Origin of the sequence: Pseudomonas oryzihabitans (assembly GCF_001518815.1) — a bacterium.
Taxonomy (GTDB): Bacteria; Pseudomonadota; Gammaproteobacteria; order Pseudomonadales; family Pseudomonadaceae; genus Chryseomonas; species Chryseomonas oryzihabitans_E.
Genome location: NZ_CP013987.1, coordinates 4,500,680 through 4,516,872 on the forward strand (window position 1 = coordinate 4,500,680; position 16,193 = coordinate 4,516,872).

Below are 16,193 nucleotides of genomic sequence, written 5' to 3' on the forward strand. Positions count from 1 at the left end.
GCTGCCAAGGCGATCAAATGAGAGTTGGCCAATAAAAAATCCCGATCCTTCCGGCTGGAAGGATCGGGATTCTAAATGAGCCAAACGATAGGTCTGACAAACGCCTGGGGGCGACGCCTAGTTCGAGCCCTTAGCCGATGGTCATCAGACTGGCATTGCCGCCGGCGGCTGCCGTATTCACGCTCAGGGCGCGCTCGATGAGCAGGCGCTCCAGCGGAATGGCGGTCTCGCCGCGGGCCAGGCCCTGGACGCCGACGATGGGGCCGTTGCGCTTGGCTACCAACTGGCAGATCTGACGCAGTTGGTCGGAGTCACCGTGGTGCAGGACCGCCTCGAAGGCGACTTCATCCTTGCGCCAGTCGGCGGTGGCCTGCACCCGCGACCGCACGGCTTGCGGCAGGCGATTCAGGGTGGCCTTGTGCGCCTCCTCGACCAGCGCGGTGCTACCCACCGCCATGACCGCCGCCAGCTGTAGCAGCAGATCGCTTTCGTCCGCCGCCAGGCACAGGACCCGGCTGCGCGGCAGCAGGCTGTAGCTGTTGCGCTCGCCCGTCGGGCCGGGCAGCAGGCGGGTCAGGCCGCTCAGGGACTCTTCGGCGAATCTCAGGCAGGCCTGTTCCAACTCGCCCAGGCCCTGCTGCTTGGCCCAGTCCTGCAGGGCCCCCAGCGGATTGCCGGCCTGCTGGCGCAGGGCGTCACGCACCTGCCATTCGGTCTCGCCAGCGCTGCCCTTGGCCAGGGCCACGGCGGGATCGCCATCCGGACGGGTGCTGAGCAGGCGGTAGAGATACAGCGGGCCACCGGCCTTGGGACCGGTACCCGAGAGGCCTTCGCCACCGAAGGGCTGCACCCCGACCACCGCGCCGACCATGTTGCGGTTGACGTAGAGGTTGCCGGCATGGGCGCGCTCCACCACCTTGGCGATGGTCTCGTCGATACGGGTATGCACCCCGAAGGTCAGGCCATAGCCGGTGGCATTGATCTGGTCGATGACCTTGTCCAGGTCCTTGCGAGCGTAGCGCACCACGTGCAGCACCGGACCGAAGACCTCGCGGCCCAGCTCGGCCAGGCTATCCAGCTCGATCAGGGTGGGCATGACGAAGGTGCCACGGTGGATGGCATCGCCCTCCACGCGCCCGCCCTGGTGCACCCGACGACCTTTACCTCTCAGTGTCTGGATATGCTTGTCGATGGTGGCCTTGGCCTCGCCATCGATCACCGGACCGATGTCGATGGCCAGGTTTTCCGGGTTGCCCAGCCGGCATTCGGCCATGGCGCCCTTGAGCATCTCCAGCACACGGTCGGCCACGTCGTCCTGCACGCAGAGCACGCGCAGGGCCGAGCAGCGCTGACCGGCGCTGTCGAAGGCGGAGGCGACCACATCGGCCACCACCTGCTCGGCCAGCGCCGAGGAGTCGACGATCATGGCGTTCTGGCCGCCAGTCTCGGCGATCAGCGGGATCGGTCGGCCCTGGGCGTCCAGGCGCCCGGCGATGTTGCGCGCCAGGATCTGGGCCACTTCGGTGGAACCGGTGAACATCACCCCCTTGACCCGCACATCGTTGACCAGGGCGGCGCCGATGGTGGAACCCTCACCCGGCAGCAGTTGCAGCACGCCTTCGGGGATGCCGGCTTCCAGCAGGAGGCGCACGGCCTGGGCCGCGATGAGCGGAGTCTGCTCGGCCGGCTTGGCCAGCACGGTGTTGCCAGCGGCCAGGGCCGCGGCGATCTGGCCACTGAAGATGGCCAGGGGGAAGTTCCAGGGGCTGATGCAGACCACCGGACCCAGCGGACGGTGGCTGTCGTTGGCGAAGTCGCGACGCACCAGGGCGGCGTAGTAGCGCAGGAAGTCCACCGCCTCGCGCACCTCGGCGATGGCGTTGGCGTAGGTCTTGCCGGCTTCGCGCACCAGCAGGCCCATCAGCGGCTGGATCTGGGCTTCCATCAGCTCGGCGGCGCGATCCAGGGCAGCGGCGCGTTGCTCGGGCGGGGTGGATTGCCAGATGGGTGCAGCGGCCAGGGCCTCTTCCAGGGCGATGTCGACATCGGCACGGGTAGCGTTGCTCACCTGACCGACGCGGTCGCGGCGATCGGCCGGGTTGAGCACCGGCTGCGGAATCGACGGCTCACTGGCGCGCCCCAGCAGCGGTCGGGCTTCCCAAGCGGTGTTGCCACTCGCCAGCAGCGCGGCTGACAAGGAACCCAGGCGGTGTTCGCTGGACAGGTCCAGGCCGCTGGAATTGCAGCGCTCGGCGCCGTACAGGGCACTCGGATGGGGAATGCGCGGATGCGGTAGGCCGATGCCGCCTTCGTTGGTGGACTGCTGCTCGATCTGCACCACCGGATCGGCCACCAGCTCGTCCAGGGAGATGGAGTGGTCGGCGATGCGGTTGACGAAGGAGGTGTTGGCACCGTTTTCCAGGAGGCGACGGACCAGATAGGCCAGCAGGGTCTCGTGGGTGCCCACCGGGGCATAGATACGGCACGGCCGCGCCAGCTTGCCGTCTTTGATGCTGCCCACCACCTGCTCGTACAGCGGCTCGCCCATGCCGTGCAGGCACTGGAATTCGTACTGGCCGGGATAGTAGTTCTGGCCGCCCAGCTGGTAGATGGCCGCCAGGGTGTGGGCGTTATGGGTGGCGAATTGCGGATAGATGGCTTCCGGCGCCGCCAGCAGCTTGCGGGCACAGGCCAGGTAGGCCACGTCGGTGTAGACCTTGCGGGTATAGACCGGATAGCCCTCCAGGCCTTCCATCTGGGCCCGCTTGATCTCGCTGTCCCAGTAGGCGCCCTTGACCAGGCGGATCATCAGGCGGCGACGGCTGCGGCGCGCCAGGTCAATCAGGTAATCGATCACCAGCGGGCAGCGCTTCTGGTAGGCCTGGATGACGAAGCCGATGCCGTTCCAGCCCGCCAGCTGCGGCTCGAAGGACAGCCGCTCCAGCAGATCCAGGGAGATTTCCAGGCGATCGGCTTCCTCGGCGTCGATGTTCAGGCCGATGTCGTAGCGCTTGGCCAGCAGGGTCAGCTCCAGCAGGCGCGGATAGAGCTCGCTCATCACCCGGTCGTACTGGGCGCGGCTGTAGCGCGGGTGCAGGGCCGAGAGCTTGATGGAGATGCCCGGGCCTTCATAGATGCCGCGACCGTGGGAAGCCTTGCCGATGGAATGGATGGCCTGCTCGTAGGAGGCCAGGTAGCGGCGGGCATCGGCTTCGGTCAGGGCCGCTTCACCCAGCATGTCGTAGCTGTAGCGGAAGCCCTTCGCCTCGAACTTGCTGGCGTTGGCCAGGGCCTCGGCGATGGTCTCGCCGGTGACGAACTGCTCGCCCATCAGGCGCATGGCCATGTCCACGCCCTTGCGGATCACCGGCTCGCCGCTCTTGCCAATGAGACGGTTGAGCGAACTGGTGAGGCCGGCTTCGTTGTGGGTCGAGACCAGGCGACCGGTCAGCAGCAGGCCCCAGGTGGCGGCATTGACGAACAGCGAAGGGCTATTACCCAGGTGCGGCTGCCAGTTGCCGGTGCTGATCTTGTCGCGGATCAGGGCATCGCGGGTGCCCTTGTCGGGAATGCGTAGCAGGGCCTCGGCCAGGCACATCAGGGCCACGCCTTCCTGGGACGACAGTGAGAACTCACGGAGCAGACTCTGCACCATCCCGGAGCGCCCGGTTGCACCCTTGGCGTTGCGAAGCTTTTCGGCGATGCGGTGGGCCAGCTCGTGGGTGGCCTTGGCCTGGGCAGCGGGCAGGCGCGCCTGCTCCAGCAGCAGCGGCAGCAGCTCTTCTTCTGGGCGGCGATAGGCGGCGGTGATGGCCGAGCGCAGAACCGATTGCGGCAGGATGCTTTCGGCGAATTCCAAGAAGGGCTGATAGACCGGATCGGCCAGGGCTTCCACCGCCTCGTTGTCCCCCTCGGCCAGCCGCTGGGCGATGCCCTGCAGATCGGCCAGGGTCGCACCGCTTTCCAGGGTTTCCAGATAGGTGAAGATGGCCTGCTTGATCAGCCAATGGGGCGTCCGATCGATACGGCGAGCCGCTTCCTTGAGGCGATCGCGAGTGGCTTCGTCGAGCTTTACGCCCAGGGTGGTAGTGGTGGCCATGCGCAGGTCCTCAAGCAAGAAGGCATCGAAATTCGGCGCAGCTTAGCGCCGCTCGAAAGAAAAGTGCAACCAAGTGCAACCCAGCAGGTTCTACCGTCGATCCGGTTGCACCAATGGCAAGGTAACAGATCGCAAAACTATGCAGAGATCAGGCCAAGGGTTGCGACCTGGTCGAACCCCCGCCACAGAGGAATCGCGCATTCGAATGACGACTTGGGAAAGTCGTTAGCCAGGCAAGTGTTACCTGGCTTCACACGGGCGCCGGGCCTTTCACTGCAGGGAAGGAAAGTGCGGCAGCACGAACTCGCCCAGCTCCTGAACGACTTCGCTGGCCGGACGGCGCGAGGGACGCAGATTGAGCGCCAGGTGATTGACGCCCGCCTCCTGCAATTGGGTGAGATAGTCCACCAGCGCTCGCCGCCCACAGGACAGGCCGGCATGGATGGGCCGCGGGGGCTGGTCCGGATCACTGGCCAGCTCGAAGAACAGGCCCTGAGCGAAGGGCTTGAACAATTCGCGCCCGCCGATTTCGTTCAGCGCCTCGCGCCAGACCCGCGTCAGCGCCGGGACATGTTCGGCAGGCACGAAGTAATAGAACCAGCCATCGGCCTTGGCGGCGATCCAGTCCACCGTCTGCCGACTGCGCCCGGTCACCAGCGCCGGGATACGACCGTGCACCGGTTTGGGCACCAGATCGGCCAGCCCCTGCAGATCGCCGAAACGGCGGAATTCACCCAGGGGAAAATTGGTTTCGCCGGCCAGCCGGAACATCTCGAAGGCATCGCGAAAGCGCTCGCCCCGTCGCTCGAACTCGCCTTCCAGGCCGAACGCCGGGTATTCCACCGGGCGATCGCCGGAGGCTACTCCCAACACCAGGCGACCATCGCTCAACTGATCGACCGAGGCCGCCATCTTGGCCAGATGCAGGGGATGCCGCAGGGTGATGACGGCACTGCCGGTTGCCAGGGTCAGGTGTTGGGTGATGCCGGCCAGATAGCCGAGATAGGTGAAGGGTTCGAATACCTGGCCGGCATCGTTGAAACCAGGATCATAGAAGGGCACGTCGCGTGCCCAGAGCGCGGCGAAGCCCAACTGGTCTGCCAGCCGCGCCAGGCGCGCATGGTCGCGCAGGGTCGGCATGGGATCATCGGGATAGCCCTCCAGCGGTAGCAGGAAGCCCAGGGTCAGGCGACCGGGTGCGAACAGCCGCGAAAAACCCGGATGCTGAAGGAAGGCGCGGCGACGCTCCGTGGTGGACATGGGGATTCCTTGCCAGAGAGGGAAAGCGAATGACCTTTCTATGGAGTCTAGCGGCATTCCAGGGTTCGCCGAGTGCCGGCTCGCTCATCCTCGACCCGCCCCCTTGCGACCCAGCGCGCCACGGACTGCGCATTCTCCGCCGCTCCGGCAGCCTGTATCGACCTTGGCACTCTCCGTATGCGGTCTTCTTACACCCCACTCTGGCAAGTCATTCTTTCAGAAACATTATTTAACCTACTTTCTTCATATAAAGACAGACTATTAGTAAGGATAAACTTTTAGCTCCTTACTTTTATCAACTGCGCGAAATAGTGCTCAAGTATCGCTATAGCTGAAACAAAACGGCTTTTCTTGCAGACGGTGGTCAGCCAAGCCCCCAAGCAGAGCTTGAAGGGGCACTCCATAAATAGATTTACCAATTTGGCGCATCTTCTTCGAAGCGGAAAATGCTCATCCCAGAGCCTTTCCAGCTGGTTTAAGATCTTTCCCTTTTTCTTTCCCTTGGCTCCGGAACATTTTTCCGAACATCAGGAATAGCATCCATGCAGTTGCACAATATGAGTGTTCGTACAAAGCTTTTTTCCGGTTTCACCGCCTTGATCATCCTCACACTGGCCATTGCCTACGCAGGCTGGTCTGGCATCCAGGCCTTGGGCCGGCGCGGCAATCTCATCGAGCAGTTCACCCAGATCGGCCTGCTCACTCGCGACATGCGCAATGCCCGCGGGGCCTTCGCCCTACTGCCGGAAACGGAGCAGGCCAATCGCTGGAAGCTCTCCATCGACGCCCTCGAAAAGCAACTGCAGGAAGCTCGCCCGCTGTTTCGACGCCCCCAGAGCCAGGCGCTGCTCGCCCGCACCGAGCAAACCCTCCAGGAATATCGTGACCTCTATCAGCAGACGCTGAAGGTGACCCAGGACCGCGATGCCACCATCCAGAGCATAAGAGAGACTGGCGATACGCTAGACAAGCAGCTTCAAGACGCCTCCAGCGCGCTGGATAGCCAGATCGACCATGGCGGCGTGCAATTCTCGTCCCTGCTGGCGGCCCTGCAAAAACTGCGAATCGACTTCCGCGTCTATGTGCTTAAATCCGCCGGCCCGCAGCAGGAAGCCCTGCAGACCTCACTGGGCAAGGTCGGTGCCGTACTTAAGGCTCTGCCGGCCAGCAGCGCCTCGACCACGAGCCTGCAGCGACTGCCAGAACTCTTCGACCAGTATCAGCGCCAGATACAGCAGCTGTTCACCATTCAGAAGCAGTTCGAACAAGCCGACGACGGCCTGGACCAGCGCATCCTGGCGCTGCTCAAGACCGCCGACGAGATGAAGCAGGTGCAGAACCAGTTCCGTCTCGGCGATATCCGCGATGCCAAGCTGATGCTCTTTGGCGGCCTGCTCCTGGCGGTGCTGCTGAGCCTGGTCGCCGCCTGGATCATCACCCGCTCCATCGTGACGCCACTGCGCCAGACCCTCGGCACCGTGGAACGGATCGCCGCGGGCGACCTGACCGTCGAGACCCAGGCCGACCGCAAGGACGAACTCGGCCTCCTGCAGGCGGCCATGCAACGCATGATCGTCAATCTGCGCGAGCTTATCCGCGAGCAGAAAGACGGCGTCGTCCAGGTCGCCAGCGCCGCTGAAGAGCTCTCCGCCATCACCCAGCAGACGCGGGCGGGCGCCACGGCGCAAAAGGTGGAGACCGAGCAGATCGCCACCGCCATGCAGCAGATGACCGCCACCATTGGCGAGGTGGCCCGCAATGCCGAGCAGGCCTCCATGACCGCCCGCGAGGCCACGCTCAAGACTCGCGAAGGCGATGAGATGGTCAACCAGGTCGCCACCCAGATCGAAACCCTGGCGCAGGAAGTGGACAGTACCCAGGTGACCATGGAGCTGCTCAAGCAGGACGCCGACCGCATCGGCGGCGTGCTGGACGTGATCAAGGCTGTCGCCGAACAGACCAATCTGCTGGCGCTCAATGCGGCCATCGAGGCGGCCCGTGCCGGCGAGGCAGGTCGTGGCTTTGCCGTGGTGGCCGACGAGGTACGCGGGCTGGCGCAGCGCACCCGCTCTTCCACCGATGAAATCGCCAGCCTGATCACCAGCCTGCATGGCAGCACCGACAAGATGAGCGAGGCGCTGGAGCGCAACATCCAGTTGACCGGCGACAGCGTCGGCCTGACCCGCCAAGCCGGCGTGGTACTGGCCAGTGTCAGTAGCGCGGTGGGCGAAATCGAGGCCATGAACGAGCAGATCGCGGCTGCCGTCGAGCAGCAGAGCGCGGCGGGTGAGAACATCAGTCGCAGCGTGGTCAAGGTTCATGAGGTCGCCGACCAGACCGCCGCCGCTACCGAGGAAACCGCCGGTTCCAGTACCGAGCTGGCCCGCCTGAGCCTGCAACTGCAGGAGCTGACCGCACGCTTCAAGGTCTGACGCCAGCGCCGAAGCGGTTCGCCACCCGCTTTGGCGTTTGCCATCAATCCCGCTCGGCAAACCCAGGCTTCTGCACGTGCAAGCGTGGCCAGCGCGTCAGCCAGCCTTTGCTCGACAGGCGCTGGCGAAAGGCGTCGAGCCGGGGCCGCCAGGGATTCGGCGTCAGGTGCAAGGCGAAGAGCCCATCCTGGACGAAGGGGCTGACCACCTCGAGTTCGCCCGTCTCGGTGAGGCGCGCGGCCAGCGCGGACTCCACCTCGACCCAGAAACGCATGGCATCCAGGCTATCGGCATAGGGTGCATCGTCGTTGCGTAGATGCATGGCAGCCTGGTTGCGCACCGACCAGGGCCACCCCGGCGCCCGCTCCGCCAGCGCCATCTCGATGGCCCTGTCCCGTTCGGGCCGGCAGTCGATTACATCGAAATAGATGACATCCAGATCCACCAGCGGTGTCGGCACGGTATAGCCGTGCAGCCGATCCCAGACCAGATTGCGCACGAAGCCGGCCGCCAGCCAGGCATCGGGCAGTTGTAATCCCGCAAGAACGGCAAGCAGCTGGCAGCGGACCGGATCCTCGCCGAGCCAGGTGGCGATGCGTTGCATCGCTGTCCTCCCCTCGGAGCCTGTTGAAAGGCTGCTGTGCGTTGGCCAAACGGCGTTGGAAAGGCTTCGGATGCTCATTTACCAGTCGTAAACTCCGCTTCCTCAGCCCTTTTCGTCTCGTTTGGCTCTAGCTCGCGAGACTTTGTACAGACTTTCCCATAGGACAGCCTACCCCGGTCAGGCGACCGAGGCGATGCGGTTGCCGGCGCTGGCCTTCTCGACCTTGATGGCGACGAACTTGGAAGTGGGCGTGAAGCTGCCCTCGCCATAGCTTTCCAGGGGCACCAGCGGGTTGGTCTCTGGATAGTAGCCGGCGGCCTGGCCAACTGGGATGTCGAACGGCAGCGCGGTGAAGCCGCGGACCCGGCGTTCGATGCCGTCGTCCCACAGGGCGACCAGATCCACCTTCTCGCCAGCCGTCACGCCCAGGCGATCCAGATCAGCCTGGTTGACGAAGACCACGTCGCGCTGGCCCTTCACGCCGCGATAGCGGTCATCCAGGCTGTAGATGGTGGTGTTGTACTGGTCGTGGGATCTCATGGTCTGCAGGATCAGATCCGGCTTCACGCCCTGGCGGCGGACCGCGTCCGGCAGCAGGTCATGGAGCAGTGCATTGGCGGCGAAATTAGCCTTGCCAGTGGCAGTGTTCCACTCCCGGCGCCCGGCCTTGTTACCCAGGTAGAAACCACCGGGGGCGGCCAGGCGAGCATTGAAGTCCTGGAAGCCGGGGATGACGTCGGCGATCAGGTCGCGGATGCGGTCGTAGTCCTCGATCAGCCAGTCCCAGTCCACCGGATGGTTGCCCAGCACGGCCTTGGCCAGACCGGCGACGATGGCCGGCTCGGACTTCATCTGCGACGACAGCGGCCGCAGGATGCCGGCGGATGCATGCACCATGCTGAAGCTGTCTTCCACGGTGATGGCCTGCTTGCCGCCCTTCTGCACGTCCATCTCGGTGCGACCCAGGCAGGGCAGGATCAGCGCCTGCTGGCCGGTCACCAGGTGGCTGCGGTTGAGCTTGGTGGCGATGTGCACGGTCAGCCGGCACTTGCGCAGCGCCTTGTGGGTGCGTGGAGTGTCCGGGGTGGCCTGAGCGAAGTTGCCGCCCAGGGCGATGAACACCTTGGCCTGGCCCTGCTCCATGGCGGCGATGGCCTCCACGGTGTTGTGACCGCGATTGCGCGGCGGTTCGAAGGCGAAGCGCTTGGCCAGGGCATCGCTGAGCCAGGCCGGGGCCTTCTCGTCGATGCCCATGGTGCGGTCGCCCTGGACGTTGCTGTGGCCGCGCACCGGGCAGAGACCGGCGCCAGGCTTGCCGATCTGGCCGCAGAGCAACTGCAGGTTGGCGATCTCCTGCACCGTGGCCACCGAATGGCGGTGCTGGGTGATGCCCATGGCCCAGCAGATGATGACCTTCTCGGCGCGGGCATACATGCGCGCGGCCTGCTCGATCTCGTGCAGCGACAGCCCCGACTGGCGCTCGATCAGCTCCCAGGAGGTGGCATCGACCTGAGCCAGGTAGTCGTCCATGCCCAGGGTATGGGCGGCGATGAACTCATGATCGAAGATACGCTTGGCGCCCTTGGCAGCGGCCTCGCGCTCCCACTGCAGGAGATACTTGGCGATGCCGCGCAGTGCGGCCATGTCACCACCCAGAGCCGGACGGAAATAGGCGGTGTTGGTCGGCCGCGAGTCGTTGGTGAGCATCTCCAGCGGATTCTGCGGATGCTGGAAGCGCTCCAGGCCACGCTCCTTGAGCGGGTTGAAGCAGACCACCTGGGCACCGCGCTTCACCGCGTTGCGCAGGGTCTCGATCATGCGCGGGTGGTTGGTGCCCGGGTTCTGGCCGATGACGAAGATGGCATCGGCCTCGTCCAGGTCGTGATAGGTCACGGTGCCCTTGCCGACGCCGATACTGCGACCCAGGCCGACGCCACTGGCCTCGTGGCACATGTTCGAGCAGTCGGGGAAGTTGTTGGTGCCATAGGCGCGCACGAACAGCTGGTAGAGGAAGGCCGCCTCGTTGCTGGCACGACCCGAGGTGTAGAACTCGGCTTCGTCGGGACTAGCCAGGGCCTTGAGCTCCTTGGCGATGAGCGCGAAGGCCGCGTCCCAGGCGATGGGCACATAGCGATCGGTGGCCGCGTCATAGCGCAGCGGCTCGGTCAGCCGGCCCTGGTATTCGAGCCAGTAGTCGCTCTGCTCCTGCAGCGAGGTCACGCTGTGGCGGGCAAAGAAGGCCGCATCGACACGGCGCTTGGTGGCTTCCCAGTTGACCGCCTTGGCGCCGTTCTCGCAGAACTTCACCAGGCCGTTTTCCGGCGCCTCGCCCCAGGCACAGCCCGGGCAGTCGAAGCCGTGGTCCTGGTTGGTCTTAAGCAGCGTACGCAGATTCTTGAAGGCGTTGCCGCTGTCGAGCCAGAAGTGCACCACGCTCTTCAGGGCGCCCCAGCCGGCGGCGGGGCCTTGATAGGGTTTGAAGGACTGCTGAGGTTTGTTCATGGCGATTCCCGTGGGATCAAGGGGCAACGGGCGCCGGGGCATAGACCCGCGGTGGCGACCGATGCGGCAGGTGGATCAGATTGAGGCGATGGCGACGCGCCCATTCCACGGCGAGCCCGGTGGGTGCCGACAGGGTGATGAGGGTGGCGAGCCCGGCGCGTACCGCCTTGTGGATGAGTTCGAGACTGCAGCGGCTGGTGACCACCACGCAGCCCTCGCGTACCGGCTGGCGCTGGCGCAGCAGGGCCCCGATGAGCTTGTCCAGGGCGTTGTGACGGCCAATGTCTTCGCGGCACAGGGTCAGTTCGCCCTGACCGTCGACGAACAGCGCGGCATGCACCGCCCCGCTGCGCTGACCGATATCCTGGGCGGCGTCGATACGTTGGCGCAGGTCGTGCAAGTGGGCGGCCGGTGGCAGCGGCACCTTGCGCAGGCGATCCAGCTGCGGCAGCGCCTGCTCCAGTGCCTCAACCCCGCACAGGCCGCAACCGCTGGTACCGGCCAGCTGCCGACGTTGTTGCTTGAGCGCCCAGAAGGTACGGCTGCTGATCTCGACGTCGACATTGAGGGCTTCACCGACCCGGCGCACCTGGATGCCATAGATGTCATCGATGGCATCGACGATGCCCGCGCTGAGGCTGAAACCGACCACGTAGTCTTCCACGTCGGCCGGCGTCGCCATCATCACCGCATGGCTGATGCCGTTGTAGGCGATGGCCAGCGCCACCTCCTCGGCCAAGAGCTGTTCGCCACGCACGGCAGGCTGCTCCAGCTCGGCGAAAAGATAGCCAGCGGGCAGCGAGGCGACGGGAACGGGCGAGTCCTGGGACATGGGTAAAAACGACCTGCGGCGGTTTGACACAGATCAAAGATTAACCAGCATATCCCAGGGCGTCTAATCGCTATCCCCAATGCCTTGATAAGCGCTATCTATCACTCTCGGCATAAAGCGCCTTGACGGCCTGGAAACAGGCATCGGCCACCGCCAACCGGGGTTCGGTGCGCCGGATGAGCAAACCCAGCGGCGCCAGGGTGCGCGCCGTGTCGATGGGAATCAGCCGGGCATGGGGCGTAAGACGATCGAAGCCACCGGCCAGGGGCACCACGGCGCAGCACAGACCGGCATTGACGGCCTGCAACAGCAGATAGACGGCATCGGTCTCCAGCACCGGCTGCGGCGTCAGCCCCAGGCTGCGAAAGCCGTGGTCCACCGATTGACGGAAATGCATGGCGCCGGTCAGCAGGCCCAGCGGCAGCCCGGCCACCGCCTGCCAGTCCAGCGCGGCCTGGTCGAAGGTGAAATGGCGCTCGTCATAGAGCAGCCCCATGCGTGTCTCGGTCAGGGTCAGGCTGTCGAAGCGGGCCGGATCCAGATGCTCCAGGTAGGAGATGCCCAGCTCCAGCCGATTGCTGGCCACCGCCTCGAGAATGCGCTCGGTGCTCAGCACCTGCAGCTGGAAGTGCAGCTTGGGGTGCAGCTGGCGCAGGTGCTGCAGCAGCGGCATGGGATCGAAGCTGGCCAGGGGCACCAGGCCGACCCTCAGGGTACCTACCAATTGCCCCTGGAAGGCCTGGGCCTCGGCATAGAGACCGTCGTGGGCGGCCATTAGGGTACGTGCCCAGGCCAGGATGCGCTGACCGGCCTCGGTGAAGCCCTCGAAGCGCTGGCCGCGGCGCACCAGCTCCACACCCAGCTCCTCCTCCAGGCCACGCAAGCGCATGGACAGGGTCGGCTGGGTCACATGGCAACGCGCCGCCGCCTGGCCGAAATGGCGCGTCTCGTCCAGGGCGATAAGAAAGCGCAGTTGCTTGATGTCCACGGGTTACCTCCAGGCGCTCTGCCCTGCTTGGTCTCCTCTCCCCCTGGGAGAGGGCTGGGGTGAGGGTCTTCTGTTCAGGCTGGCAGCAGCTCCCGATAATCCCGCACCGCCTCGAACTCCTCGCTGTCCTTGGGCCCGCGGCGGCTGTCCGGCTCGTGGATCGCCAGCAGGTGGGCTATCCCATAGTCACGGGCGCTGCGCAGGACCGGCAGGTTGTCGTCGATGAACAGGGTGCGTGCCGGATCGAAGGCGAAGTCGGCCTGCAGGGCGTGCCAGAACTGCTGTTCTTCCTTGGGGAAGCCGTAGTCGTGGGAGCTGATCAGCCGGTCGAAATAGGGCGCCAGGTCGATGCGCTCCAGCTTCAGCGACAGGGAATCGCGGTGGGCGTTGGTGATCAGCGCCACCCGCTTGCCGGCGCGCTGCAGGGCGCCAAGAAAGGTGTCGGCGTCCGGGCGCAGGGCGATCAGGTGAGCGATCTCCTCCTTGAGCTCGCGCATGGAAAAGCCCAGCTCGGCGCTCCAGAAGTCCAGGCAGTACCAGGTCAGCTTGCCCTGATGGCTGAAAAACAGCGGCTCCAGCTCGGCCTTGGCCAGCGCCAGGGACTGGCCATGGCGCTCGGCATAGCGCTGCGGCAGGTACTCCAGCCAGAAATGATTGTCGAAGTGCAGGTCGAGCAGAGTGCCGTCCATGTCCAACAACACGGTGTCGATACGGCTCCAGTCGAGAGGGGTCATGGTGACTCCGGATAATGTAACAAGCGGGTTATCATACCCGTCCGCCCAGCCCAGGAGCCGTCCATGCGCCAGAAACCCACTGTTCTCGCCCGACAGATCGTGGCCAAGAGCCGTCTGTTCACCGTCGAGGAGATGCAGTTGCGCTTCGCCAACGGCGAGGAGCGCACCTACGAACGCCTGGCCAACAAGGGCACCGGCCATGGCGCGGTGATGGTGGTCGCCCTGCAGGATGCCACGCGCGCCCTGCTTATCGAGGAATACTGCGGCGGCGTGGAAGACTACGAGCTGTCGCTGCCCAAGGGCCTGGTTGAACCGGGCGAAGAAATCCTCGACGCCGCCAATCGCGAACTCAAGGAAGAAGCCGGTTTCGGGGCGCACCAGCTGGAATACCTCACCGCCCTGTCACTGAGCCCCGGCTACATGAGCCAGCGTATCCATGTCGTGCTGGCTCGCGACCTCTACCCCGAGCGCCTGCCCGGTGACGAGCCCGAGCCCCTGGAGGTCAGCAGCGTCGACCTGCGCGAGCTGTCGCAGCTGGTGCAGAATCCGCGCTTTTCCGAAGGCCGTGCCCTGGCCGCCCTCTATCTGGTGCGCGACCTGCTCACCCAACGCGGAGAACTGCCGGCATGATGGCGCCCGTTTCCATTACCGCCCCCCTGGTGCTCAACGTCATCGACCTGGTGCGCCAGGCTGGCGCAGCGATCCTGCCCCATTGGCGCCAGAACGTGGCGGTGCGGCAGAAGAGCGATGATTCGCCGGTGACCGCCGCCGACCTCGCCGCCCACCGGGTGCTGGCCGAGGGCCTGGCCCGCCTGACCCCGGACGTCCCGGTGCTGTCGGAAGAGGCCTGCGACATTCCCTTCGCGGCACGCAGCGCCTGGGACGTCTGGTGGGTAGTCGATCCCCTGGACGGCACCAAGGAATTCATCGATGGCAGCGAGGAATTCACCGTCAACGTAGCCCTGGTCGAGCGTGGCCAGGTGATCTTCGGCGTGGTCGGGATACCCACGCGGGATGTCTGCTTCAGCGGCGGCCGTGAACTAGGCGCCTGGCGCATCCAGGGTGAAGACGGCGTCGAGATCGGCGTGCGCAACCAGCCGGAAGACGCCTTCACCGTGGTCGCCAGCCGCCGTCACGGCAGTCCGGCCCAGCAACGGCTGCTGGACGAGTTGGGCAATACCCTCGGCGAACCCAAGTTGGTGAGCGTCGGCAGTTCGTTGAAGTTCTGCCTGCTGGCCGAGGGCCTGGCCGACTTCTATCCGCGCCTAGCCCCCACTTCCCAGTGGGACACCGCCGCTGCCCAGGGCGTGCTGGAAGGCGCCGGCGGCGAGGTCCTGACCCTGGACGGCCAACCCCTCGGCTACGAGATGCGCGAATCCTTCCTCAACCCGCACTTCCTCGCCCTGCCCCGCGACGCCGAATGGCGCGCCCAGGTACTGGAGCTGGCCGGAACGCTGAGCGAGGCCTGAAAGGTGCCTGCGCTCGGCGACCTTGGAAAACCTTAGGCGACTACCCGCGCCAGCTCCGGCACATCGCCCGACAGCCCGAGGGCGCGGCGCACGAACAGCGCCTTGGCCTCGAAGTGGCGATCGACCTGCTTGAGTGCGGCGTTGCGCAGCCAGCGCAGCGGTAGACGATCGTCCTGGAACAGCCGCTGGAAACCTTCCATCGCCGCCATCATCGCCAGGTTGTGCGGTATGCGGCGGCGCTCGTAGCGTTCCAGCACCCGCTGTTCGGCGATAGATTCACCGCGGGCCTGGGCATGGCGCAGCTCCTCGGCCAGCACCGCGGCGTCGAGAAAGCCCAGGTTGACGCCCTGCCCGGCCAGCGGATGGATAACATGGGCGGCATCGCCGATCAGCGCCAGGCCAGGCTCCACGTAGCGCTTGGCATGGCGCTGGCGCAGCGGGATGCACAGCCGCGTGTCGCTGCACTCCACCTTGCCCAGGCGATGCTCGAAAGCCTCGCCCAGGGCCTGGCAGAAGGCCGCGTCGTCCAGGGCCATCAGCCGCTCGCCCTGCTTGGGCGTGCAGGACCAGACAATGGAGCACCAATTCGTGTCGCCGCCGCGATCCAGCGGTAGGAAGGCCAGCGGCCCGTCGTCGGTGAACCTCTGCCAGGCGGTGCGCTGGTGCGATTCGGCGCAGCGTACGCTGGTGACGATGGCATGGTGCAGGTAATCCCACTCGCGGGTTTCCAGACCGGCCAGGCGGCGCACGGCAGAGGTGGCGCCATCGGCGGCCACCACCAGCGGGGCGCGAATCTGGCGATCGCCGGCCAGCTGCACCAGCCACTGGTCGCCGGAGCGACGCAGCAATTCCAGGCGCGCCTCCGGTAGGAGCAGGACGTTGGCCTCGGCCAGGCGTTCGAGCAGAGCGTCCTGCACCACGCGATTTTCGACGATATGGCCCAGCACTTCGGCGTGCACGCTGGCGGCATCGAAATGCACGGCGCCGGTGCCGGAGCCATCCCAGACATGCATCGCCTGGTAGGGACTGACGCGGCGCGCGAGGATGCCATCCCAGGCACCCAGGCGCTGCAGGATGCGCTGGCTGGCCAGCGACAGGGCACTGACCCGGGGCTCGAAGGGCAGGTCGCCCTCGGTCGCGCCGGGTGTGAGCGGGCCGCGGTCGAGCAGCACCACCGACAGGCCGCTGTCGGCCAGGGCCAGGGCCAGGGCGCTGCCGACCATGCCGGCACCGACGATCACCAGATCCGCATGGGTCAGCATGCTCGTTTCTC

At 65.6% G+C, this 16,193-nt stretch carries 11 protein-coding genes and 1 pseudogene; 4 read left to right on the plus strand and 8 right to left on the minus strand.

Annotation, left to right across the window (positions count from 1 at the left end):
* Positions 1 to 130: 130 nt before the first annotated feature.
* Together putA and APT59_RS20520 are read right to left on the minus strand one after the other, a co-directional pair.
* Positions 131 to 4,099 carry a trifunctional transcriptional regulator/proline dehydrogenase/L-glutamate gamma-semialdehyde dehydrogenase gene (putA, locus tag APT59_RS20515; protein WP_059316530.1) on the minus strand — a complete coding sequence of 1,323 codons (3,969 nt, stop codon included), beginning with the start codon at positions 4,097 to 4,099 and terminating at the stop codon, positions 131 to 133.
* A gap of 270 nt (positions 4,100 to 4,369) precedes the next feature.
* A complete protein-coding gene (locus APT59_RS20520) occupies positions 4,370 to 5,359 on the minus strand; it encodes an LLM class oxidoreductase (RefSeq protein ID WP_059316531.1) in 990 nt (329 codons plus the stop codon).
* Positions 5,360 to 5,916: 557 nt separating this feature from the next.
* Between APT59_RS20520 and APT59_RS23055 the strand changes: the two are divergent.
* Positions 5,917 to 6,888 (plus strand): annotated as a pseudogene (locus APT59_RS23055) (methyl-accepting chemotaxis protein); the annotation flags it as partial.
* A gap of 198 nt (positions 6,889 to 7,086) precedes the next feature.
* On the plus strand, positions 7,087 to 7,791 hold the full coding sequence (locus APT59_RS23060; protein ID WP_420480530.1) for a methyl-accepting chemotaxis protein: 705 nt from the start codon (positions 7,087 to 7,089) through the stop codon (positions 7,789 to 7,791).
* A 43-nt stretch (positions 7,792 to 7,834) separates the two neighbouring features.
* On the opposite strand, the gene APT59_RS20530 is transcribed toward APT59_RS23060, so the two are convergent.
* From APT59_RS20530 to yrfG, 5 genes are all read right to left on the minus strand, one after another.
* A complete protein-coding gene (locus tag APT59_RS20530) occupies positions 7,835 to 8,395 on the minus strand; it encodes a nucleotidyltransferase family protein (RefSeq protein WP_059316533.1) in 561 nt (186 codons plus the stop codon).
* Positions 8,396 to 8,572: 177 nt separating this feature from the next.
* A complete protein-coding gene (locus APT59_RS20535; RefSeq protein WP_059316534.1) occupies positions 8,573 to 10,897 on the minus strand; it encodes an FdhF/YdeP family oxidoreductase in 2,325 nt (774 codons plus the stop codon).
* A gap of 16 nt (positions 10,898 to 10,913) precedes the next feature.
* Positions 10,914 to 11,729 carry a formate dehydrogenase accessory sulfurtransferase FdhD gene (gene fdhD / locus APT59_RS20540; RefSeq protein WP_059316535.1) on the minus strand — a complete coding sequence of 272 codons (816 nt, stop codon included), beginning with the start codon at positions 11,727 to 11,729 and terminating at the stop codon, positions 10,914 to 10,916.
* Between the two features lie 94 nt (positions 11,730 to 11,823).
* Positions 11,824 to 12,717, minus strand: a complete 894-nt coding sequence (locus APT59_RS20545; RefSeq protein WP_059316536.1) for a LysR family transcriptional regulator — start codon at positions 12,715 to 12,717, stop codon at positions 11,824 to 11,826.
* A 74-nt stretch (positions 12,718 to 12,791) separates the two neighbouring features.
* A complete protein-coding gene (yrfG, locus tag APT59_RS20550; protein WP_059316537.1) occupies positions 12,792 to 13,451 on the minus strand; it encodes a GMP/IMP nucleotidase in 660 nt (219 codons plus the stop codon).
* A 63-nt stretch (positions 13,452 to 13,514) separates the two neighbouring features.
* On the opposite strand from yrfG, the gene nudE reads away from it, so the two are divergent.
* Positions 13,515 to 14,081, plus strand: a complete 567-nt coding sequence (gene nudE, locus APT59_RS20555) for an ADP compounds hydrolase NudE (protein ID WP_059316538.1) — start codon at positions 13,515 to 13,517, stop codon at positions 14,079 to 14,081.
* Positions 14,078 to 14,920, plus strand: a complete 843-nt coding sequence (gene cysQ / locus APT59_RS20560; protein ID WP_059316539.1) for a 3'(2'),5'-bisphosphate nucleotidase CysQ — start codon at positions 14,078 to 14,080, stop codon at positions 14,918 to 14,920. The genes nudE and cysQ overlap by 4 nt, the downstream gene beginning before the upstream one ends.
* 32 nt (positions 14,921 to 14,952) lie before the next feature.
* Here the strand turns inward: cysQ and APT59_RS20565 are convergent, their stop codons facing one another.
* Positions 14,953 to 16,182 (minus strand): 2-octaprenyl-3-methyl-6-methoxy-1,4-benzoquinol hydroxylase, encoded by a 1,230-nt coding sequence (locus APT59_RS20565; RefSeq protein WP_059316540.1) that lies wholly within the window; start codon positions 16,180 to 16,182, stop codon positions 14,953 to 14,955.
* Positions 16,183 to 16,193: the final 11 nt, after the last annotated feature.